This is a genomic window from Sanguibacteroides justesenii (genome assembly GCF_003204205.1).
Taxonomy (GTDB): Bacteria; Bacteroidota; Bacteroidia; order Bacteroidales; family Marinifilaceae; genus Gabonibacter; species Gabonibacter massiliensis.
Genome location: NZ_QJPL01000001.1, coordinates 429,239 through 451,710 on the forward strand (window position 1 = coordinate 429,239; position 22,472 = coordinate 451,710).

The following is a 22,472-nucleotide window of genomic DNA, read 5'->3' on the forward strand; positions in this document are numbered from 1 at the left end:
TGATTTAATATATTTCGAATAACTTATTATTTCGTTTAATTTGCAAAATAGCAATGTGATTTTATTCATCTTGTGATTTATTAACTAAACCTTATTTAATTATGAAAAAATTATTATTGATTTTAGCGACGCTCGTTTTCGCATTGACTTATTTGCCTTCTCGGGTAACTGCGGCTCCAACGGTTAAAGTTTCTCCTAAATCTATAGAAGTAAATGTAGGAGAGACATGTGTTTTTAACGTATTAGTCGAACTATCATCAGGTACTATACAAGAGGTCGTTATTGATGTCACGGGTTTTCCATCAGGGAGTGTACTTGAAGCTTCGATTATAAACCAACGTGATAGAAAGTATGAAGCACAAGTTGATATGAAAATAGATCAACCAGGTACATATACTTTAACTTTTAAAATAGATGTGACTTACAAAGATGGTAAAACTACAGTTACTAAAACTGTGACCGAAACAGTTGTTGTTAAAGTAATAAAAAAAGAAGTTGAAGTATTATAAGGATTTATATGGTTGTTAATGATTTAAAATACGTTCTTATGAAGAAATTACTTTTCGCTATCACCCTAATATTCATTATGTTGCCTGTATCGGCGGCAGCTCCTGTAACTCGGCCAGTTATAACTATTTCTCCTAATAGTATATCAGTTGAACAGGGTACTACATGCGTGATTGTTATTGTTGTCGAATGTGATAATCCGATAGATGTAAAATGTCAAATTCCGACCGGCTTTCCTGATGGGACAATGGTGCAGAAAATAGAGAAATCGAAAACGGAGACAAAGGTTGAGATAAATTTTAGAATTACTATTCCTACATCTGGAACTTATAATGTGAATGTTCCTGTTAATGTAAAGGTTAAAGAAAATGGTCGTTGGTCAGATGCAATTGAAGAATCTAAAACTATACCGATAACTGTGACAGCATCTTCAGCAAACTAAAAGTATTCGGGCCGATGTATTCGGCCCGGATTACGATATGTTTTTGTTGGTATTCCAAACTATAAAATGGTGAGACGTTTATGAAAGCTTTTAAATTTGTTTGCCTGCAATTGTTTATTTTTTCGTTTCCAGTCACTATGGTTAAGGCCCAATGGCAAGGGAAATTGACTACAGAGGATAGGGTAAGGCTTAATTCTTCAACTTTAATAGGATATAATATGATTTTTTATGAAGCTATTGTAGTGGATTCCGTGACTAATGAGCCCTTGCCCGGAGCGTTGATTCATTTTGTAAACCCGAATAAAGCGAACGTTTCGGTAAGAACTTTTGCGGTGGATAAAAACGGCTATTTTTGTGTTTATTGCGATAAGGATAAACGTTGGGTGTTAGAAATTACTCATTTGGGATATAAAATATTTAAAAAGATTCTTTCTCAGGATCAACCGTTGGTGAATTTCGGTAAAATCAAGTTAATTCCGGACACGTTAAAAATTGATGAAGTTGTCGTTCAGGTGCGCAGGGAAATGTATAAACAGAAAGGAGACACGTTAATGGTATATCCACAGGCTTTCAGGTACATGGAGGGAGATAATCTGTTGGAGATTTTTCGGCAAATTCCGGGAGCCAAGGTTACGGAGGAAGGCGATGTATATATAGGTAAAATGAAAATCGAGAAGGGGTTGGTGAACGGGCGGATGCTTTTTGGGGACGATGTTAGGACCCTGATGAAATCTCTTGATGCGAAAGACGCTTCAGTAATGGCGATTTATGACGAAGTTGATGAAAAAGATGAAATTTTACGTGGAGATAACGCCCGGAAAAGGAAGGTTGTTAATGTTATGACTTTCCAACAATTCACATCTTACTTGGCGGGAAATATGATGCTTGAGGGTGGTTTGGATAAAAACAAAGATATAGACGGTGGCAGACAGGAGCGCTACTGCGCGAATGGAGATATCGGTTTCTACCGGGAGCAACAACAAATAAGGTTGAAAGGAGGAATTGACAATCGTAATTTGATTATTTGGTCTCCCCCTTCCGGGTATACGCGAAAATGGAATGCCGGGGCAGAAGTTAATAGTACCATAAATGAATCGAACCGTTATGCTGTATCCTATGATTATGGTAATGAATACTCGACGGAAGAGAGTTTATCGAACATAAACTATTTTCCAACCGATCAATTCCAATCGCAATTCTCTGAAAATTTTAATTATAATGAAAACGATGAGAAAAATCACAGGATTAAATTGGAATACAATTACCTGAAGCAACGAAAAGTTAATATAGATGCCTCTTGTGACATCGGAATTTATAAAAGTGCAGATCTTTCGGATTATTATTCAGATACTTACAGAGATGATGTTTTGCTAACAAAAACAGAAAGAGTCGGTCATTCTGATAATAATAGCGTAAACATAAGTCCGGCAGTAAGTTTTACTAAAAATATAGGGATCGGAGGGTTGAAAGTATCCGTTTATTCGAATATTAATAAGTCAAATGGTAATGAAATTCGAAACGATACCACTTTTACCGTTGGATTTAAAGAGAGAACCGTATTAAATATAACTACCAAAAGACCTGATTGGAATATAGTACCGAGTGTTGAATATAATGTAAATTTTAAAAAAGCGGGATCGTTCTCTTTTATTTCTAAAGTTAAATATGAAAACTTGTCCTTTTATAATGTGGCGTTGAATAGGATTACCGGAGATATGGATCGTTCTCTTTCAGTTGATTATACCTCAAGTCAAACAATTGTTAATGAGGATGTTGTGTATTATTTTGGTAATGGAAAACATTCATTAAATGTAAATCTTGCATATACCGGCACTTTTATGAACCGGAGAGATAAGTTACCTGTTTATGATAAAGTGTATCGCTCATTTCACGCTTTTCTCCCGGCCATCACTTACGGCTATTCTTTCACGAGGCGTACTTATGATATATCTTTGTCAACCTCGCAATCGGTACCTTCTAACAGTCATATGATAACAGTCATAAATGATAATAATCCCATGTTCCTTTTTGCGGGTAATCCTGATCTTAAAGACTCTAAAACGTACATCGTGTCTTTTACTTCATATAATCGTAAACAAAATATCCCTCGTGCGATTAGTTTCGGTGTAGACTTTTCGATAAATCATAACAGCATAGTTTACAGTCGTATGTATTTCAAAAATTCGACAGTTCTTCCTCAATACGATAATTATGAAGCACCGGCAGGAGCTACTTTGACAATTCCGGTGAATGCCGATGATTTTTTGCGAACCGGAGCCAATTTGTCCTATAAAGTTCGTTGGGATAAAATCAAATCTATCGTTGATTTTAAATTGGAGTATCATTATCAGAATCCACAAGTCGGCATTGAAGATAGATTGGTCCGTACCCATGAACAAATTAGTAATTTTTCGGCAAATTTGGTTATGAATTTATCATCTAAATTCAGGGGTGAAATTAGCAATGACACTCGATACCGATGGTTTGAAAACGGTAACGCGCAAATAGATGAAGGGGTAAATGAGGTATTGAAAGCAAAATTCCGTTGGGATTTTCTTAAAAGAGTTTATTTGACAAGCTCTTACACGTTTGAATACCTCAAAGGAACTTATTCGAAAACCGTGGAAAACCATATTCTAAATGCTTCTATGGGCTGTCGGGTATTCAAAAATCGTAAAGGTCTGGTAAGTTTTAATGCTTATAATATTCTTGATCGCACAACTAATTTTGTGACTTCTGTAAATGACCAGTATGTTAATAATACGTGGCGACAGTTATCCTCCTCTTATTTTTCACTTTCGTTTGAATACAGATTTAACAACACCAAATAAAGAAGATATTTTTTACATTTTAATCTGAAAGGAATGATATAGTTTTTTTCTGTTTTTAATATTGATCTTGCAATATCGTGGTAATGAAAACGGGATAGTATGGTTTTGAATAATTTATTTGATCTTTAGGAAGATTCTCGAGGTTTGTTTTAATTTCCGGAAACCGTTCCCGAGAGATATAAAAAAGAGCCCATTCATAGAGGTATACCATACATACTTTTTTTATATTTGCAAATATGATAAACGACTGTTCAAGCAACTTATTTGGCTCTTTGGTAGAAAAATTGTCTTCGAAAGAATGTTGTATTTTAGAGCATTTTTGTAAGAATGTCAATGGGTTATCTCTTCCTTCAAAAACAATATTGCTAAATGAAGGTAAGATAGCCGACACGTTGTATTTGATTAGAAAAGGCTGCTTGCGCCTTTTTTTCTGCAACGAGGAGAAAGATGTTACCTTTCAATTTTTTTTTGAGGGCGACTTTGTGGCTTCGTTTGATAGCCTGTACAAAAGTCAACCGAGTCTTTTTTCATTGGAAAGTATAGAGCCATCCGAGGTCTTCTCTGTAAAAAAGGAGCATTTTTACACTCTTGTCGAGCAGATTCCCTTGTTAAGAAAAGTGTATGAAGAGAAACTCATAGATCGTTTTCATGTTTATCAACGATTATTCCTTTCTCGAATAAAGAGCACTCCGGCACAACGATATAAGGAATTATTGAAAGAATGTCCCCACATCATACAGCGAATTCCGCAGCATTATATAGCATCTTATCTTGGAATTACCCCCGTGTCCTTGTCCCGAATTAGGAATAGGCGTTAATGCCATTTCTTTACAATTGTTATCGTCTCGTTTCTGATAAAATGGCGAACTTGGCCCCGTCTACATAAAAACAGAAACATGATAAAGAATATTTTTTTAATAGACTGGTTATTAATTCCCTCGTTTATCTTTTCCTTGTATACCGGAATAGAACTGCACGTTGCCGGTCATGGAAACAACCATGAAATATGGCATAATTGGGCCGTTTTTCATGTAGTGATGAGTCTTTTGTTTTTTATTTTTGGAATATGCCATATAACAACACACTGGAATTGGTACAAGGGAATTGTGAATAAAGGAGTAGGAAAGAAAAGCAGGGGTACGTTATGTTTATCCGTGCTGTTTGTATTTGTTACGGTCACGGGTATCGTTTTGCTCTGTATGGACGGGGCGAACTCCAATATAGGATTATGGCATTATAAAATAGGGATTGTAACGAGTGTACTATCTATTGGCCATATCTTCAAACGTATTTCGATGTTACGCAAATTTTTAAAAAAGAGAACTGTCTAATGATTTCGAATTGAAATGGGTGCTACTGCTCCCTCCGGTTTCAAGACAAGCCCTATTAATTGAATTATGGAAAATATGGTGGAGTGTATGGAAAAATGAATTAAATAATCGGAGACGATACTTGGAATAATTAATTTGAAATTTGACATTATGGAGCTTTTTTTATAATATCTTCTTTTATATCTTTGTAAAAACTCAAAAAAATGCAAGTGACACAAATTCTTGTTCAGGGTTAGAATGTGATCTAAAGAAGAATTAATAGTGCAACCATCACTTTACAAAATATCAAAAAATCTTGAGCCTTTGAAAGAGACTCCGTTTAAGAAAGAACGAGAGTTACAGAATATATTTGAAGCTAATTTACCTCAGATTATGGGGCTGATGTTAGTAAAATCCGAGTTCGTGATTAAGAACAAACGGGTCGATACGCTTGCGTTTGATCAGGAATCAAAGGCTTTTGTGATTATCGAGTACAAGAGGGATCGAAATAGTAGCGTGGTAGATCAAGGTTTTACGTATCTAAGTTTAATGCTTCAGAATAAAGCGGATTTTATATTGGAATTCAATGAGCAGAATCCAAATAAAACATTATCGCGTAATGATGTTGATTGGTCGCAAAGCCGGGTTGTGTTTGTATCTTCCGATTTTACAGATAATCAGATCGAGGCGACTAATTTTAAAGATATAGCTATCGAGTTGTACGATGTCAAACGATACGGGGATCATCTATTGATTACTCCCATTAAAAAGAGCAAAGCTGCGGAGAGTATAAAACCGATTACGCAAAGGAATAAGGAGTATAAAAGTGTCGTCGACGAAATTAAGGTATACACGGAAGAAAATCTTTTATCCAATAAATCGGAAGAGGTTATTGCGTTATACGAAAAATACAGATCGGCAATTATTAACTTGACGGATGATATCGAGGTTAAGCCTCAGAAATGGTACATTGCTTTTAAAAAAGACAGACGGAACATCTGTGATATTGAGATTCAGAAAGCAGGTCTTAAGGTAGCCATTAATGTAAAGAAAGGAACTCTTGATGATCCTAAAAAGATAACAAGGGATATTTCCGGATTAGGTCACTTGGGCAACGGTGATTACGAGTTAAAAGTATTGGACAATAAGCATTTAGAGTATGTAATGAGCCTTATTAAACAGGCAATTATTGAACGGTGATGTTTTGCAAGGACGGTTCTTGGGAATTAGAAATGAGCATAGAGAACCGTCCTTGAGGGTTAATATAGCGTAAATTTTTATATCTTTGTAATATGACAGACGTGAGTTTAATGCACTGATTAAAAATAATTTGGCAAAGATTAAAATTTAGGGACTATGGATATTCAACGTATTAGTCAATATAAAAGCTCTTTTGACTCCATTGCAAAGGAGATAACTGATGATAATAGAGAATCGGTAGAGGTGTGGTATGCCCGTGAGTTGCAAGCCCTATTAGGGTATGCTCGCTGGGAAAATTTTGTGGTAGCCATTATTCGTGCTATTGAATCGTGTACAACACAGGGAGTCTGCGTGGATGATCATTTTCGTGAAGTCACGAAAATGATCGAGATAGGCAAAGGAGGTCAACGTCCCGTACAAGATTTCATGCTCACCCGCTATGCCTGCTATTTGATAGCTCAGAATGGTGACCCCAAGAAAGAGGAGATAGCTTTTGCTCAAGGTTACTTTGCAGTACAAACACGTCGTGCGGAGATAATAGAGGAACGATTAAACTTGCTTTCACGCTTGGAGACAAGGGAGAGACTACGTGCATCCGAGAAACAACTCAGTCAGAATATTTATGAACGTGGAGTGGACGACAAAGGCTTTGGACGTATCCGTTCGAAGGGTGATGCAGCTCTCTTTGGTGGAAAGACTACCGAACAGATGAAACTTCGACTTGGAGTAAAGAGCGGAGCACTCGCCGACCACCTGCCAACGCTGACTATTGTAGCAAAGAATCTTGCCACAGAAATGACCAACTATAACGTAGAGCAAAAGGATTTGATGGGTGAGGCTCCAATCACAGGTGAGCACATTCAAAATAACCTTAGCGTAAGGGATATGCTAGGTAAACGAGGCATTCAGCCCGAAAACCTGCCCCCAGCCGAAGATATAAAGAAGGTAGAACGCCGTGTGGCTAAAGAAGAAAAGGCGTTGGAGAAGAGCACGAAGAAATTACCGAAAAAGAAAGAATAACAATGACGACATTAGAGCAAATAAGATATAAAGACCTTGATTTGATATACTCAAACCTTAGTGTTTGTATACTTTAATGATAATACAAATGAAATGAGGTATCATTTTGAAAAATTCCAGAATGAACCCGGAGTATTTTAAAACCGATTACGCAAAGGAATAAGGAGTATAAAAGTGTCGTCGATGAAATTAAGGTATACACGGAAGAAAATCTTTTATCCAATAAATCGGAAGAGGTTATTGCGTTGTACGAAAAATACAGATCGGCAATTATTAACTTGACCGATGATATTGAGGTTAAGCCACAGAAATGGTATATCGCTTTTAAAAAAGACAAACGAAACATCTGTGATATTGAGATTCAGAAAGCAGGTCTTAAGATAGCGATTAATGTGAAGAAAGGAACTCTTGATGATCCGAAAAAGATAACAAGGGATATTTCCGAATTAGGTCACTTAGGCAACGGTGATTACGAGTTAAAAGTATCGGACGATAAGAATTTAGAGTATGTTATGAGCCTTATTAAACAGGCAATTATTGAAAGATAATGTTTTGTAAGGAAGTGTTTCAATTTGTTTTTAATATCTTTTGAATATTTAGAGACGGTTTGCAAGGCTCAATGAGTTGGTTGTAATAAGTTTTGTAATATCAGTAGATGTTATTGTCTATGAATGGATATTTATTATAATATATATTTTGACATTTTAATAAATATTTCACGTGTTCTTTCTACAACGACATCATAATCTAAATTTACATTCTCATATGGGATAGCGATTATTATTTTTCTTCTTTTATCAATTTTAGGATTAATAGGAATATCGATTGACGTATTCCAATTTTTAGAATTTTTAGTTGGAAAATTTAATTTGTCTATTTTATTTGGCGCATAAATGAACCAACATACTCCCACTATATTAAATAGCAAGTTTGCAGTTTCCTTTTTGTTGTTTCCCCAATTGTTAAGATCTGTAATAGTAGGTGTGGGGATTTCTAATCTACGTAAAAAAACAAGTAAAAGGGTTACTGTATTAATTGTTGATATTTTATATTTATCAATGACTGGTATAAAACCAGGTTTTATTTCTTTTTCTAATTCAGATGTGTAACATATAAAATCACGTATAGAAATATCTCTCATTTTTTTTATTATACTACTGACATTAAGTAATTCATTTCCATTACAGTTGAATAATTTAGATAGGGTTGTGATTTTATATTTATGTTTAGTATTATTTAAGGAATAGTGGAAGGGATTAGTAGAGAAAAATTTTCGAATATATCCATCAAAATGAGTTTTGCTACCATAGAAATGTTCGAAGATAGACTTTATATTTTCATAATGACATGCAAGTATAATATTATCAAAATTGAACTTATTGTTTTGTTGGTTAAATTCCCCTTCATTTGGTAAAGCATTAACTCTGTCAATATGGGCTGTTAGTATATTTAATATCCGAAATATATGAGCGGGATCTATACGATCTAAATCTTCAATCAGGCAAACAACTTTTTTACCTTTCTTTTTAATAGTATTTACGCACTTTGTAATAATACTTGAAAATGTATCATATTCACAACTTCCTGGTTTTTGAGAGAAACCTTTAAAATAGTCTTCTAATAAGTCTTGTATACCTTTTTGGCTCTCTTTTTTATTTTGCCTATATTTTGAAAGATGCTTGAGACACTTTTGTACAAATTCTACAGGGGTTTTTGTATATGGGATACAACTTAAAAGATCTAATATAATATCTTCTCCTTTATTGAATAAATAATATTGAGCATGTAATGAGGTATCTATGATTTCTTCTTCTTGTAATTCATTACTAGCAAATAATTGAATTAAAATATCTTTTTTTATTAATTCAAATATATCTTTATTATCTTCAACTTGATAGTTTACGGGATATATCTTAACACAATAAATTTCTTCTTTATAGTTATCAAAAAAATGATTTAGAAAAAAAGTTTTTCCATCTCCAAATTGAGCAGAAAACATTATTCGTTCATTGTAACTTAAATAATTGTAAAATCGAGATGTTTCATCATCAATTGAAATTACATTTTCGGTCATAATAGTTTTTTATTAATCTCTAAAAATAAGTTATTTGAAACTAAGATATAAATTTTATTCAAAAAGATTAGAATTAACGTATAAAATATAGTTTATTAATTTTCTAAATGAGTTACAAAAATACTGTTCCAGAATATATAGTTATTATTTTGGAAATTATTTTATTGTTGTTTTTTGAATAGGTTTTTGTTGATGTTAGAAATTCGATACAATTAAGATGGATTATTTTAATCAATATTTGGATTATTGAAAAATGGTTTATATATTTGCAAAAGTGTAGTGTAAAAGGTGTGTGTTGGTTTTTTATCATGTTGAGATGTAATAAGATATTATCCCATTGTTATATTAGGAAATATATAAACTAAGACTATGAAAAAAACGACAGCTTATAAAGGCTTTTCTGGTAAAAAGTCCCGGGGAGAACATTCAAATATTTTAGCAAGTCCATTTAGATGATCAATATTATAGGCTTTGTCTTTTATAGGAGATTCTATTTGACTAATAAAAGATTGTGATATATTAAGACAGTCAGCGATATACTGTTGACTCCAATCTTTTTTCATCCGTCGCTCTCGGACATTTTGAGCTACATACATTTCAATTTTTGATTTCATAATGGATTCTTGTGTAAAAAGTATATTTAGAATCTTATAGGTATAATCGAAATATCATGTAGTTTTTCGTTTAGATTGATATAATACAAAATTAAATTATTTTGGATTAAAAAGTTGCTAATTTACAAACTGATTTGTATATTTGCGAAAGTATAAAATAAAATGCGGAAAAGTCCGCATTTTTTGAAGATATTGTGAGTTTGTTCTAATCTTTGTTCGAAAATCGCTAAAAATCAAAACAGCAAGATTAGGCATTAGATTCATGCAAGATAAGCGTGGACTGTTGTCTATTTGTTGTTGGGTATTAGCGATACCTCGAACGTGATAGTAGATGGTCCGCGCTTTATATTTAAAGCTACCTTGAAAACAATGTAAAATGGAAATTATTATTTCTATAGTTTTATAGGTTCTTCTGGTAAGAAATCTTTTGGAGAACATTTTAAAACTTTTGCAATTTCATTAAGATGAAAAATATTATATTTCTTTTTACCTGTCTCAAATTTATTGATATAACCTTCACTATAATTAAGAGCTATAGAAAGAGCTTCTTGTGTTAATTTACAAGCTTTTCTTTTTTCTTTTACTTTTTCTATAACATATAAATCAATAGCAGTTATCATCATAATCTAATTTGAATACAAATGAAAGGATATTTTGTAGACGATCTATAGACCTATAAGTCTTGTTTTGTAAGTATTTATAAAATAAAAAACGGAGGAAGTGTCTCTCTGTCTTGCAAACGTGGACACTTCCTCCTGAATCAGTCAATAATTATTAACTAACAATCAAAGTTATGAAAAAAACTTATGATCGAAAAGTGTTTAAGCGAAAATTGCCCGGCAGGAGGATTCGGGTGATTATTATTTTGTTGCAAACGGTGGTGCTCGTGGGATTTCCCCTGATGATGCAGGCGAATACCCAAGATTCTACCCGGCAAAAAAGTTACGCGATCAAAGGGAAGGTCGTGGATGAAAAGAATGAGCCTTTGCCGGGGGTGACCGTCCGGTTGGATAGTACTTTCTTGGGATGTACGACCGATAAAAAGGGACATTTTTCTTTTTTGCTACCCCGAAAGACGGGAAAGCTGATTTTCTCGTTTGTGGGATTTAAAACGGTAAAAATGGATTTTAACGCCGATAAGTTTTTGTCCGTGAAGATGAAAGAAGATGTTTCAACGTTAGACGAGGTGACGATTGTTGCTTACGGGACGCAGAGCAGGAGGGAGGTGATTGGGGCCATGTCGACCGTAAGGGCCGAGGAGATAAAGGATATTCCTACCCCTTCGTTAGCCAATCTTTTACAGGGGAGAGTGCCCGGGATGAACGTGATCAACGCTACCGGGGCTCCCGGTGGGGGCGGTATATCGGTGACGATACGAGGGTTTAACAGTCTCTCGATCGAAGCCTCCCGGAGAGGGTCGGAGCCGCTTTGGGTGATCGACGGGATTCCCATGTTGTCGTTTACTTCGCCCATTACCGGAACCAATACCGTGGCGGAGATCGACCCGAACGATATCGAGAGCGTGCAGGTGCTGAAAGATGCCGCTTCCGCTTCCATATACGGGTCGAGGGCGGCAAACGGGGTGATTCTGGTCACCACGAAAAAAGGACGCTTGAACGAACGGGCTAAGGTGAATATCAATGTATCCCGTACGTTTGCCTTTAATCCTTCCTTGCCCGATCTGACCGGGGGAAACAAGGAACGACACCACCGGATGGAGGCGTTGAGGAATTTACAACAGGCTTACTACGATCCGGAAACCAATACGTATCGATACGTGGAGTCCTACGAGGAGTCTTACCGGAAGGGATTGCATTACAATTATTTCTGGAACAAGGGAGGAGGAACCTCGGTTGCTCCTTATCAGGATAGTCTGAACAAGTTCTACAACAACTCGACCAATATGTTCGATTACTATTTTCGGGCGGCGAAGGTGACGGATGCCAACCTGCAACTGAACGGGGGAACCCGGCAGGTCAGCTACAACGTGGGACTCGGTTATTATAACGAGGATGGCGTGTTGCGTAACACCGGGTTTAGTCGGATCAAGTTGTTGAGTAATTTTACGATACGACCCTTTGAAAATATGGAGGCCAACCTGCGTTTTTATATAGCACGCACGGGCCGGAAACGTTCTTCCCGTCTAAGTAGCGTCAGCGGTTTCTTCTCGGGAATGGAACTGGAACAAATTCCCGATGAGCTGATGGAGTTTCCGACCCTCTATCCCGGCCCGGGGCATCCCGCTTTCGAGGAGACGGTAAAACGCTTTAACTCGATTATCGAGAAAAACGAGTCCTATCGCTTGCGGGCGAGCTTCGATCTGAGTTACGAGCTTATCAAGGGATTGCAATGGAGGGCGTCGCTTTCCCTCGATTATTCGCAACAAAACCATAACCTCTTTACGCCTTCCGAACTCGACGAGTATCACGAATCTTTCTCGTTGGGACAGATCGGGCGCAACCTGATGTTGCTAAATGAAAACCTGCTGACGTACAAGCGTCGTTTCGGGGAGGATCATGCCATCGATCTATTGGTCGGACTCTCTTTGCAGGCGGACGAGATGAATTTTAACAAGGGGTGGGGGAAGCGGGCCCCGAGCGATCTGATCCATTACGTGTCGTGGAGGGGAAACGTGTTCGATGTACCGGATAAACGAGCGTTGAAGGATTTTATGAGTAGTCGGGAGAAAAGTACGATGGTCGGCCTTTTCGGACGAATCAATTACAATTTTAAACAAAAATATCTGGCTTCCTTTACCTTACGCCGGGATGCCTCTTCCAAGTTCGGGGAAAAAGTGCGATGGGGGACTTTTCCCTCTTATGCCGTGGGATATGCCTTTTCGGAAGAGCCGTTTATGGATTGGAGCCGGAACGTGCTGGATTTCGGGAAGATCAGGGTGAGCCTGGGGAAGTCGGGCCGGCAATTCGACCAGCCTTATATAGCGTATGGTTTATTGCTCCCGGGAGATCCTTTTTTAGGAAAGCCGACGGTTCAGCCCTATTTGGCGGAAGGGTTGATCAACCGGGAACTGACCTGGGAGGAGACCCGGCAATGGGATGCGGGGATAGACCTCGATTTCTTTAATTACAGGTTGGGCATTACCTTCGATTACTATTACCGCTACACGGATAAGTTGTTGTATAAGGTCGGGTTACCGGGAGACTATTCAGGCTTTCTCCTGCAATGGCAGAATGCTTATGCTATTTCGAACGAAGGGGTGGAATTACAGGTGAAATGGGATATTATCCGGAAGAGCAAATGGCAATGGAACATGACCTTTAATATCGCCCGTAACTGGAATCGCTTGGAAAAAAGTACGAACGGGAGAGACTTTTGGACGGAGAATAGGTACAATAATTTGAATATTATCGGGAAACCCCTGAACGGGATTTACGCTTTTCAGACGAACGGTTACTACTCGGATCAGAAGGAGGTTCCCTACACCTACCAGAGCGGAAGGTACACGCCTCTCAATGTATCCACCTCCCAATTCTATCGCCCGGGAAACCGGGTTTTTATGGATACGGACGGGAACGGTAAGATAGAGGCTGACTTGCCGTATGCCGACGATAGGGTGTATGTCGGCTCACCGCTCCCCATCGCCCACGGTGGGATCACCTCCTCGCTGAATTGGAAGAGGTTTGACCTGAATGTATTGTTTAACTACGTGTTGGGACGTCATATCCTGAATGCCGGGAGGGGAGCAAGCGTGGGAACGGTTCTCGGAATAAGTGTAAAGGATATCGTGAAACCCGTTTTTGCCGATCTGACCAAGGTCACTTTCTGGGAAAAACCGGGAGACAAGAGCGATTTTCCGAGAAATAGCGTGGAGATGGGTTTGAAAGATTTCTCCACCCATATAGCGAGCAACGTGCAGAAGGTAAACTTTATCAAATTAAAGACCATGACTGTCGGGTATACCCTGCCGGAAACGATAAAGAAAAAGATCGGGTTCGGTGTGCGTGTTTTCGTGTCGGGAGAGAACCTCTTTACCTGGACAAACTACACGGGCCCCGACCCGGAATCCGTCGATATGGTGTCCGGCATCGATAATTTAAGCAATTATCCTTTGGCCCGGCGAGTGACTTTAGGTTTAACCGTTAATTTGTAAAACGATGATCAGAATTATCTATTTTATACCCTTGTTGTTGCTGTGTTGGGGATGCAACGACTTTTTGAACGAGGAGCCGGAAGTTTCCGTTACGAATAACAATTACTGGAAAACCGAACAGGATGTGGAGAGTGCCGTTTACGGAATGCATCTGCAATTTCGTTATGCGATGGGGAACGGTAACCCGCAAGATCGGGATAGGGGAGTGATATTCGATATGTTGCCCGCTCCCTGGTTGCGTTTAGTGAATAACGATTTGCGCTCGTTTTATCAGATTTCGGATTCGCGTCTTTTTTGGAGAGACTATTATAATGTAATCTGCCTTGCCAATTCGATTCTCGATAATATTTCCCGGGCTTCGTTACCTGAAGAAAGATATCGTTTTTATTTGGGACAGACGTTGGTGGTCCGGGCATGGCTTTATTTTTATATTATTTGCAATTGGGGGGATGCTCCCTGGATCGATCACAATGAAGACGTGGGAGAGAAGGGACGTATCCCCTGGCAGGAGATTGCAGCGTATATTATCCGGGATTTAAAACAGGCTATCGACCTTTTACCCCGGGCCGATGCTTTACAGGACAGTCAGGGAAAATTTATCGAGAGCAAACAAATTCCTTCCAAAGGAGCTGCTCATGCCATATTGGCACAGGTGTACGCGTGGAAAGCCGGATTAAACCGGGAACCGGAGTTAAACCGATCGGCCTTGGCGGAGTGTGATTCCGTTGTTTCCGATCCCTCGTACGATTTGGTCGGTTCGATTCGGGAAGTATGTGAAGCGGTGATGTTGGGAAACAGCCGGGAGGGCATTTTTGAATTGGATTTCGGGAAAGATTCCGATGGTGATTTATCTCTCAAAGGGGGATATTCCGATCTTTGCCAAAGATGGCCCGTTCTTCCTTTAACCACTCCGGCCACTTATTCAAGAAGTCAGCTTGCCATCAGCAGTGCTGCGGTTTACCGTCTCTATCCCGATAAAACGGATCAGCGGCGGGAAGAGTATTTTTATAAATTGGACAGTATGGCCGGGGTATCGACTGCCATCACGAGGGGAAGAGCCTATATACGAAAGATACGGCACGTTGTCATTTACGTGGGAGGACCACTGGATGGGAGGTTGAAAGGATACGAGGATAACCAGATTATAATCCGGTTGGCCGATATCCTTTTGCTGCGGGCCGAACTACGGGCTAAAACAGGAGATACCGGGGGCGCTATTGCCGATCTCAACCGTGTCCGTCGCCGGGCGGGGGCCGCAGAATATCCGGCCGGAGAAAACGATCTGAAAGAGGCCATCGCTGTCGAGCGGGACCGGGAGCTGTTTTGTGAAGGAATCACGATTCGCTTTTTCGATATCCTGCGTAACGGGACTTTCCGGGAAAAATTAAGAGGCGGATTTAAAACGCTTACCGATCAGGATGTAGCAGACGGAGCCCTGTTTCTCCCGGTGGGTAAGAGTGCCTTCTTTAATAATACGCTTATGCGACAAAATATCTATTGGAAAAAACAAGGGTTCCAAAATTAAAATCACAGATTATGAGAAAGATATATATGATCGTTTTGATTGCTTCCTTTTTATGGGAATGTGACGATAACTATTTTCACGACACGGGATTAGCGAATGGGGTACATGATTGCACGATGTGGGAGTACTTGCGGTCGGATCACGAAAATTGGGACTCCACGGTTCTGTTGATCCAACGGGCCGGACTTGTACCCCTGTTCGAGGGAAAATCTGCCGAATACCCGGAGATCACTTTTTTCGGGCCGACGAACCTTTCGATCATTCAATTTTTGTTGACGACAACGGATCGTGCCGGAAATCGGTTGTATCACCGGATTGCCGACATCTCGGCAGAGACCTGCGAACGTCTCGTAAAATCCCATATTATTCCCGGTAGAAGGATAAAGGAGGATTTCGATTACGAGGTAAGGGGAACCCTCACGGGAGGGACGATCCTGCAAACGCTTACCGGGATAGAGTTACGCGTCTTTCGGACCAAAGGAGATTACAACGGTATCCCCGATATCGGTCCCGAGGGTTTGGGTATTCATGCTTTGGTCAACGGCTTTATCGCGGGAGTGGCTTCTGCCGATATCGTGACGAATACGGGGATGGTACACTCCTTAAGTTATAGTTATCAAATGGTTGAACTTTAAACACGAATACAGATGAAAGTAATATATAAAGTATCGGTTATCCTATCGGTTCTGTTCGCGGGAGTCGGTTGTCAGGATATAACAGTGGGGTATCTGATGACCCGGAATGCAAAATATACTCCCGATACGTTAATCGTAAAAGCCGTGTTGGACCCGGTAACGGATGCCCGCCGGATTCAATTCCGTATTCCCTGGCAATCGACGGCCATGGAAGGAGTACAGGGAACATCCCCGGTACGTTACTCGATCCGGGGCATCGGTAACGAACATGCAGAATCTTTGTCACAGTTCCGGATGTACGGGAAAGGAATTATCGAATTGCCATACGATCATACGGTTCCTGTCGGCAGGTACGTGATTGACTTAAGGATAGAAAACGAAGGGTATATGCATGATCTGGACTCTGTTTTTACGGTGATCGTTAAATAAGAAATGACGATTGTAGATTAGAAGATTAGGAGATTAAGTGATTCTGTGATTCAGTGATTCTGTGATTCAGTGATTGGGGGATTGAGGAATCAAGGGATTTGCGATTAACAAAAACAAAAGAGTCTGAATAAAAAGAGAGGGGAGTGGAATCCCCTCTTTTCAGGTTGTGACGTCTGTTCGTTGGCCTATTTGAGACCAGGGGATGATGTTGGCGTCAAATAGACTGAGACATCGCTGCAATCTGTGTTTTCCCAATCAAAACTGACGGTCTTGGTTCCGTATTGGTTGTAATCCGGATCTGAAAACCTTAAGTCGGAAGGGCTGTTGCTGACGGAAATAGAAAATTTTCCGCTAACATTGGTTCTTTCCGAGTTTAATACTCCTGTACTTGTAACCTCTTCAATCAAAATTCCTTCCAAAACTTTATGGGTAAGGGCATCGTACACTGTTCCACTAATCGTTCCTGTAGTTTGCGGAGCGGTAAAATTCGTGAAGACAAAACCTATCGCCATGGATAGGATGAGGCCGATAAAAATAGTTTTTTTCATTGGTAGTTGTTTTTAGGTTTAACGAAAAAAAGATATGATACACAGCCCCTTTTGAGAATATTTCCTGTAAGTTACGACATTTCTTTTAATTAAACAATTGACGATTGTAGATTTTAGATTGACGATTAGGAAATTAAAGGATTAAGTGATTAAAGGATTGAGTGATTAAAGGATTGAGTGATTAAAGGATTGAGTGATTAAAGGATTGAGTGATTAAAGGATTGAGTGATTAAAGGATTAAGTGATTAAAGGATTGAGTGATTAAAGGATTGAGTGATTAAAGGATTAAGTGATTAAAGGATTGAGTGATTAAAGGATTGAGTGATTAAAGGATTAAGTGATTAAAGGATTGAGTGATTAAAGGATTGAGTGATTAAAGGATTGAGTGATTAAAGGATTAAGTGATTGGGTGATTTAAAAATTGTGGATCGGGGGAATAGTTTTATGTATTTCGACAATTTTTCTCATAAGTCGTGTTATTTTTTGACCTGTTAAAGAATAGGCGTGTTCGTATGTTGATCTTCTTAAACAAGTTTAATAATTCTATTAAATAATTATCTGTCAATGGAATATGGTGTTGTTGTATTATATTTGTATTCAGGATGGAAAAGAAGAAAGTGTGTTTGGAAATTTATTCGTGTGATTCGTCGATGCACATTGAACTGCTTTATGCTGATTGTGGAATCCGGGCCGGATTTCCGAATCCCGCGCAGGATTTTATGGATTTATCAATTGATTTGAATACCGAGTTGATAAAACATCCGTCGGCAACCTTTTACGGTAGAGTGGTGGGTGATTCTTTAAAAGACGCGGGAATCGAGGAAGGGGATATTTTGATTATCGACAAATCCATAAAACCCCGGGAAGGGGATATGGCCGTATGTTTCGTGGATGGAGAGTTTACGCTGAAGATTATAAAGTTTGAAAAGAAGACGATATGGTTATTACCTGCAAACACCGATTATCAACCTATAAAAATAACCGAAGAAAATGATTTTATGATTTGGGGAGTGGTTACCTATACGATCAAAAAGAGACGCAAATGAATCATGCACTTTTTTTCGGTTCAATGATGGACGGATCATGAGGATTTTTCAGGATGAAGTCGTTATTTATTTCGTACGCTTTCATAAGCGTGTCCGGGAAGGGATGTAAAAAACTTTCGATCTCTTGTTTGGTTAACCGGGGATCTAACCAGTTTTTTTCTTCCTCTTGCAGGAGTATAACAGGCATCCGGGAATTGGTGTTGTGGATGTATTTCATTAAATCGTTCGCTTCGGTGGTGATGATCGAGAAGGTTTTTATAATTTCTCCAGTCTGAGGATCAGTCCAGTCGGAGTAGATCCCGGCCATAGAAAAGATATCTTCATCATTAACCTGTATGAAATACGGGATTTTCTTCTTTCCCTCGTGCCGCCAGTCAAAAAAGCCCGTGGAGGGTACGATGCACCTTTTCGTGTTGATCGAACCCCGGAACGATGGTTTTTCAAATATACTTTCAGCCCTTGCGTTGTATGTTCTGGTCCTGATTTTGTTAGCTGCTTCCTCGTTCTTTATCCAAAACGGGATCAATCCCCATTTGTAGACTTGTATCTCCGGATCGGTGGTGATGATAGGGAAGTCGGGATTATTGAATGCGGAGACATGATATTGTTCCTGGATAATTTTTTCCGCGATTTCAATAATATTCAATTGTTTCCCGTACCGGGCTGCCAAACGTTGGGCCTTCTTTGACATTGAATTATGAAAACACATAATCTATACTTTAATCGTTATGATCTCATCCAGCCTTGTCGTGTAGTGTCGGGAGAAATGTTCCTGCTTCAGCTTCCATGTTCCCCCGGTTCCTTGTGCTGCGAGATATACTTTATTACGGTAATAGCGGTCATTAAGTTTATCCAGGGTGTTCATCATCCGGTCGTGTTTTTCCCTGTCTATCTGATGAAACAGGTTGAGTTGTGCGTTTTTCCCGGTGATTTCCGTGATGATTACCCCGCCTTTTTTGTAAGCGTATCCCTTTATGTAGATTTTCCTCAATGCTTCTCGGGCGTGTCGCACGATTTCTATTGTACTGTTCGTCGGTGTCGGTAAGGTGACAATACAATTTCGATAATATTGTGGCATATCAGGTCGGAAGTTGTTCGTGTGAATGAATACCATGAGGGAAATCGCATATGATTTCTGCCCTCTTAATTTCTCCGAGCAGCTGGCGGCAAAAGTGGAGATGGCTTCCGACAGACTCGTGTAATCGGTAAGCATATCTCCAAAGCTCCTGCTTGTACAAATCTGTTTTTTAGCGGGAGGAATCGTATGGAGCTCGATGCAAGCCTCCCCGTTTAATTCTCTCCACGTTCTTTCCCCTGTAACGGTCATGTGTTTTCTTACCCATTCGCGAGATAGGTTCGTGAAATCAAAAGCGGTATCAATTCCTTTTGATTTTAATTTTTCAGTTTGTTTTCGACCGATGCCCCAGATATCTTCGATTTTTGTCAATTGTAAAGCCCGTAACCGTTTGTATTCCGTGTCAATGATACAGACTCCATTGTAAGCCTTGTATTTTTTTGCGAATTTATTGGCAATTTTGGATAGTGTTTTTGTGTTGGCAATGCCGATGGAAACGGGAATTCCGGTGTTTTGGCGTACTGTTTTAACGATGGATTTTCCATATTCCCAAAGGTTGTACCGTTCGTATCCGCTAAGATCTAAAAAACTTTCGTCAATGCTGTAAACTTCGATCTCCTTCACAAAATTCGACAGCGTGTTCATTACCCGGTTTGACATATCCCCGTAGAGCGGGAAATTTGTCGAGAACACGTGTACCTGATGACGTGAGACAATCTCTTTGATTTCGAAGGCAGGGACACCCATTCTTATTCCTACAGCCTTCGCTTCATTACTTCTGGCGATAACACACCCGTCGTTATTCGATAAAACAATAACCGGTTTTCCGTTCAAATCCGGACGAAAAACACGTTCACAACTCGCGTAAAAGTTGTTGCAATCAAGTAAACCAAACATAACACACCTTCTTGCTGCCAAAAATAAATAATGTTTGTTTTCCGAGAGTCGGATTATGCTCGATTAACTGTTATAAAGTTTGTAATATTCTGTTATATGGTTAGAGATTACAGTAGAATAAGAGGAGTATAAGCGGCTTTACAAGGAGAGAATTATAAAGTTTGTAATTGTGTTATTTTATGACAAAATGAAGAACTATTTTTTTTATTCTTAGTTTAAGAAATATAGTCGTCCGGTGAGGTATCGCCTTCGACAAAAGAAGTTTAATGATTTAATAAATAATGTATCACTATGGAAATTAATAAATTGTTTGATCTTAAAGAAAAAGTCGCTGTCGTGACGGGCGGCGGTGACGGTATTGGCAAGGGATGTTGTGAAATACTTGCAGAGGCGGGTGCGTGCGTCGTAATCAGTGATTTGAATATCGACAAGGCGCAATTAGTTGCGGATGAAATAAAAAGCAAGGGAGGAAGAGCAATTGCCGCGGAGTGTAACGTGCTGAAGGACGAGGACCTTGTAAACCTCGTGGATAGGGCCGTGAAAGAGTTTGGAACCGTAAATATTTTGGTAAACAATGCCGGAGGCGGGGGAGGCGGACGAGAGAATCCGTTTAAGATAGATCGGGAGTATTTCGAGAAGATTTTTAATTTCAACGTATTCAGTGCTTGGCGGTTGTGTCAGCTAACAGTACCCCATATGGCAAAATCAGGTTACGGGAGTATTATCAATATTACTTCGATGAGTAGCGTAAACAAGAGTCCCGACATGAGTGTGTATGCTTCTTCTAAAGCGGCCTTGAATCATTTGGTTGCCAATCTTGCTTATGATTTCGGTTCCATGGGAGTACGTATCAATAACGTCGGACCGGGTGCTACTGTTACGAATGCGCTTCAGTCGATTCTGACCCCGGAAATAGAGCAACGTATGTTGCAACATACGCCTATAAAGAGATTGGGCAAGGTATCGGATATCGCTGGTGCTGTTCTTTATTTTGCCGCTCCTGTTTCCGAGTGGGTAAGCGGACAAGTATTGTTTGTAAACGGGGGAGGAATACAAACCTTGGATTAAAAACCGGCGATTGTAAAATTTAGCGATTCGGTGATTAAGAGATTAAAGGATTCAGTGATTGGAAGATTGAGTGATTGGGAGAAAATTTTTGTATCTTTAGAAAGCACATCCTAAAAATAACACTTTGGTAAAGTATAACTATCTGATTATTTGTTTTTTTTGGAGGGGGAGGGTGGTAACGGTTGTTAATTGAAGTCAGGCGGAATTGAAATGCATATTTTAAACTCTTTCCAGTCCTTTATCTCCGCTGTTAATTGAACTCATATAGGGGAGATAGGTGTACAAAGAACTCCTATCTCCTCTTATCGGGTTATCGAAAGTCGTTAAAAATATTGTCGTTAGACACCGGTTTGTTTTGTGATTCGGCTATTTCGAAGGTTATTCCGAATGGGAGATCAATAGAAAATATTCCGATTCAGTTTACGTATTTATTGTTTTAGCGTCTGTTTTACAGGTTATTTGGGTTCTAAGTAAATGGTTTCGTTACTACAAGCAGTATTTTTCCAATCGAAATTATCGCTTTGTGTCTTGTAACGATTTTGATCCGGATCAGAAAATCTTAGGTTAGCCGGGTTGTGACGAACAGAAATGGAGAATCTGCCTTCTGAATCGGTTTTTACAGACTGTATTGCAACCTTGTTTACGATCTCTTCAACCCAAATATGTTCTAATGTCTGGTGAGTAAATACATCGTGTACGGTTCCGTTAACTTCTCCAGTCGATTGTAGGATATTCAGGTTCGTGAATGCAAAACCTATCGCCATGGATAAGATGATGCCGATAATAATAGTTTTTTTCATTGGTAGTTTTTTTAGGTTTAACGAAAAAAAGATATGGTCACAGCCCCTTTTGAGAATATTTCCTGTAAGTTACGACATTTCTTTTAATTAAACAAGAAACTGTTTGGATTAGGTGATTAAGAGATTAAAGAGATCGACGGTTATAAATTAGGAGGTTGTAAGACGATGTGGTTCCGCGATCATATAATTGAAGGATTAAGAAATGGAGTGATTCTGTGATTTAAGGATAGGTATCTCGGGGGAACATTCTTTTAGAAAATTGTTCGTTGTATTATATGGAATGGAATTGAAAATTATTTTACTATTTTTGTCGTGGTTGTATTGTATCGATGGAATTGAA

21 protein-coding genes are annotated in these 22,472 nt (G+C 39.0%); 14 read left to right on the plus strand and 7 right to left on the minus strand.

Features of this window, described 5'->3' with window-relative positions; genetic code table 11:
• Positions 1-101 precede the first annotated feature (101 nt).
• The 8 genes from DMB45_RS01955 to DMB45_RS01990 all read left to right on the plus strand — a co-directional run bounded on the left by DMB45_RS01955 (position 102) and on the right by DMB45_RS01990 (position 7,858).
• Positions 102-509 (plus strand): hypothetical protein, encoded by a 408-nt coding sequence (locus DMB45_RS01955; protein ID WP_041503739.1) that lies wholly within the window; start codon positions 102-104, stop codon positions 507-509.
• A 38-nt stretch (positions 510-547) separates the two neighbouring features.
• Positions 548-949, plus strand: coding sequence for a hypothetical protein (locus tag DMB45_RS01960; protein WP_146216407.1), 402 nt, complete (start codon positions 548-550; stop codon positions 947-949).
• Positions 950-1,029: 80 nt separating this feature from the next.
• The gene (locus tag DMB45_RS01965) at positions 1,030-3,780 is read left to right on the plus strand and encodes a peptidase associated domain and porin domain-containing protein (RefSeq protein ID WP_041503737.1); all 2,751 of its coding nucleotides are present in this window, start codon (positions 1,030-1,032) and stop codon (positions 3,778-3,780) included.
• A 236-nt stretch (positions 3,781-4,016) separates the two neighbouring features.
• Positions 4,017-4,598 carry a Crp/Fnr family transcriptional regulator gene (locus DMB45_RS01970; RefSeq protein WP_082032906.1) on the plus strand — a complete coding sequence of 194 codons (582 nt, stop codon included), beginning with the start codon at positions 4,017-4,019 and terminating at the stop codon, positions 4,596-4,598.
• 78 nt (positions 4,599-4,676) lie between these two features.
• Positions 4,677-5,111, plus strand: coding sequence for a DUF4405 domain-containing protein (locus DMB45_RS01975; protein ID WP_041503736.1), 435 nt, complete (start codon positions 4,677-4,679; stop codon positions 5,109-5,111).
• A 303-nt stretch (positions 5,112-5,414) separates the two neighbouring features.
• Positions 5,415-6,290, plus strand: coding sequence for a DUF5655 domain-containing protein (locus tag DMB45_RS01980; protein WP_235375078.1), 876 nt, complete (start codon positions 5,415-5,417; stop codon positions 6,288-6,290).
• Between the two features lie 156 nt (positions 6,291-6,446).
• On the plus strand, positions 6,447-7,310 hold the full coding sequence (gene dinD, locus DMB45_RS01985) for a DNA damage-inducible protein D (RefSeq protein ID WP_041503735.1): 864 nt from the start codon (positions 6,447-6,449) through the stop codon (positions 7,308-7,310).
• A gap of 188 nt (positions 7,311-7,498) precedes the next feature.
• Entirely contained in the window at positions 7,499-7,858 is a 360-nt protein-coding gene (locus DMB45_RS01990) for a DUF5655 domain-containing protein (protein WP_262509257.1), read from the plus strand.
• Between the two features lie 134 nt (positions 7,859-7,992).
• Here DMB45_RS01990 and DMB45_RS01995 read toward each other — a convergent pair whose 3' ends face one another.
• The 3 genes from DMB45_RS01995 to DMB45_RS02005 form a co-directional block, all read right to left on the minus strand.
• On the minus strand, positions 7,993-9,384 hold the full coding sequence (locus tag DMB45_RS01995; RefSeq protein ID WP_041503734.1) for a P-loop NTPase fold protein: 1,392 nt from the start codon (positions 9,382-9,384) through the stop codon (positions 7,993-7,995).
• A 386-nt stretch (positions 9,385-9,770) separates the two neighbouring features.
• The gene (locus tag DMB45_RS02000) at positions 9,771-9,998 is read right to left on the minus strand and encodes a helix-turn-helix domain-containing protein (RefSeq protein WP_041503733.1); all 228 of its coding nucleotides are present in this window, start codon (positions 9,996-9,998) and stop codon (positions 9,771-9,773) included.
• A 392-nt stretch (positions 9,999-10,390) separates the two neighbouring features.
• Positions 10,391-10,621, minus strand: a complete 231-nt coding sequence (locus DMB45_RS02005; RefSeq protein ID WP_041503732.1) for a helix-turn-helix domain-containing protein — start codon at positions 10,619-10,621, stop codon at positions 10,391-10,393.
• 170 nt (positions 10,622-10,791) lie between these two features.
• Here DMB45_RS02005 and DMB45_RS02010 point away from each other — a divergent pair, with 170 nt between their 5' ends.
• The 4 genes from DMB45_RS02010 to DMB45_RS02025 are packed head-to-tail and all read left to right on the plus strand — an operon-like array spanning position 10,792 to position 16,698.
• Positions 10,792-14,109: a SusC/RagA family TonB-linked outer membrane protein gene (locus tag DMB45_RS02010; protein ID WP_041503731.1), complete on the plus strand. Its 3,318-nt coding sequence runs from the start codon at positions 10,792-10,794 to the stop codon at positions 14,107-14,109.
• Between the two features lie 4 nt (positions 14,110-14,113).
• Entirely contained in the window at positions 14,114-15,634 is a 1,521-nt protein-coding gene (locus DMB45_RS02015) for a RagB/SusD family nutrient uptake outer membrane protein (protein WP_041503730.1), read from the plus strand.
• An 11-nt stretch (positions 15,635-15,645) separates the two neighbouring features.
• Positions 15,646-16,269 (plus strand): fasciclin domain-containing protein, encoded by a 624-nt coding sequence (locus DMB45_RS02020; protein WP_041503729.1) that lies wholly within the window; start codon positions 15,646-15,648, stop codon positions 16,267-16,269.
• Between the two features lie 12 nt (positions 16,270-16,281).
• Positions 16,282-16,698, plus strand: coding sequence for a hypothetical protein (locus DMB45_RS02025; protein WP_041503728.1), 417 nt, complete (start codon positions 16,282-16,284; stop codon positions 16,696-16,698).
• A gap of 185 nt (positions 16,699-16,883) precedes the next feature.
• On the opposite strand, the gene DMB45_RS02030 is transcribed toward DMB45_RS02025, so the two are convergent.
• Positions 16,884-17,246 carry a hypothetical protein gene (locus DMB45_RS02030; protein ID WP_041503727.1) on the minus strand — a complete coding sequence of 121 codons (363 nt, stop codon included), beginning with the start codon at positions 17,244-17,246 and terminating at the stop codon, positions 16,884-16,886.
• A gap of 602 nt (positions 17,247-17,848) precedes the next feature.
• Between DMB45_RS02030 and DMB45_RS02035 the strand changes: the two genes are divergently transcribed.
• Entirely contained in the window at positions 17,849-18,292 is a 444-nt protein-coding gene (locus DMB45_RS02035) for a LexA family protein (RefSeq protein WP_041503726.1), read from the plus strand.
• Position 18,293: 1 nt separating this feature from the next.
• Here the strand turns inward: DMB45_RS02035 and DMB45_RS02040 are convergent, their stop codons facing one another.
• Positions 18,294-19,001: an SOS response-associated peptidase gene (locus DMB45_RS02040; protein WP_041503725.1), complete on the minus strand. Its 708-nt coding sequence runs from the start codon at positions 18,999-19,001 to the stop codon at positions 18,294-18,296.
• A 3-nt stretch (positions 19,002-19,004) separates the two neighbouring features.
• Positions 19,005-20,264 (minus strand): Y-family DNA polymerase, encoded by a 1,260-nt coding sequence (locus DMB45_RS02045; protein ID WP_041503724.1) that lies wholly within the window; start codon positions 20,262-20,264, stop codon positions 19,005-19,007.
• A 291-nt stretch (positions 20,265-20,555) separates the two neighbouring features.
• On the opposite strand from DMB45_RS02045, the gene DMB45_RS02050 reads away from it, so the two are divergent.
• The gene (locus DMB45_RS02050) at positions 20,556-21,332 is read left to right on the plus strand and encodes a glucose 1-dehydrogenase (protein WP_041503723.1); all 777 of its coding nucleotides are present in this window, start codon (positions 20,556-20,558) and stop codon (positions 21,330-21,332) included.
• Positions 21,333-21,787: 455 nt separating this feature from the next.
• Here DMB45_RS02050 and DMB45_RS02055 read toward each other — a convergent pair whose 3' ends face one another.
• On the minus strand, positions 21,788-22,132 hold the full coding sequence (locus tag DMB45_RS02055; protein WP_041503722.1) for a hypothetical protein: 345 nt from the start codon (positions 22,130-22,132) through the stop codon (positions 21,788-21,790).
• Positions 22,133-22,472 lie beyond the last annotated feature (340 nt).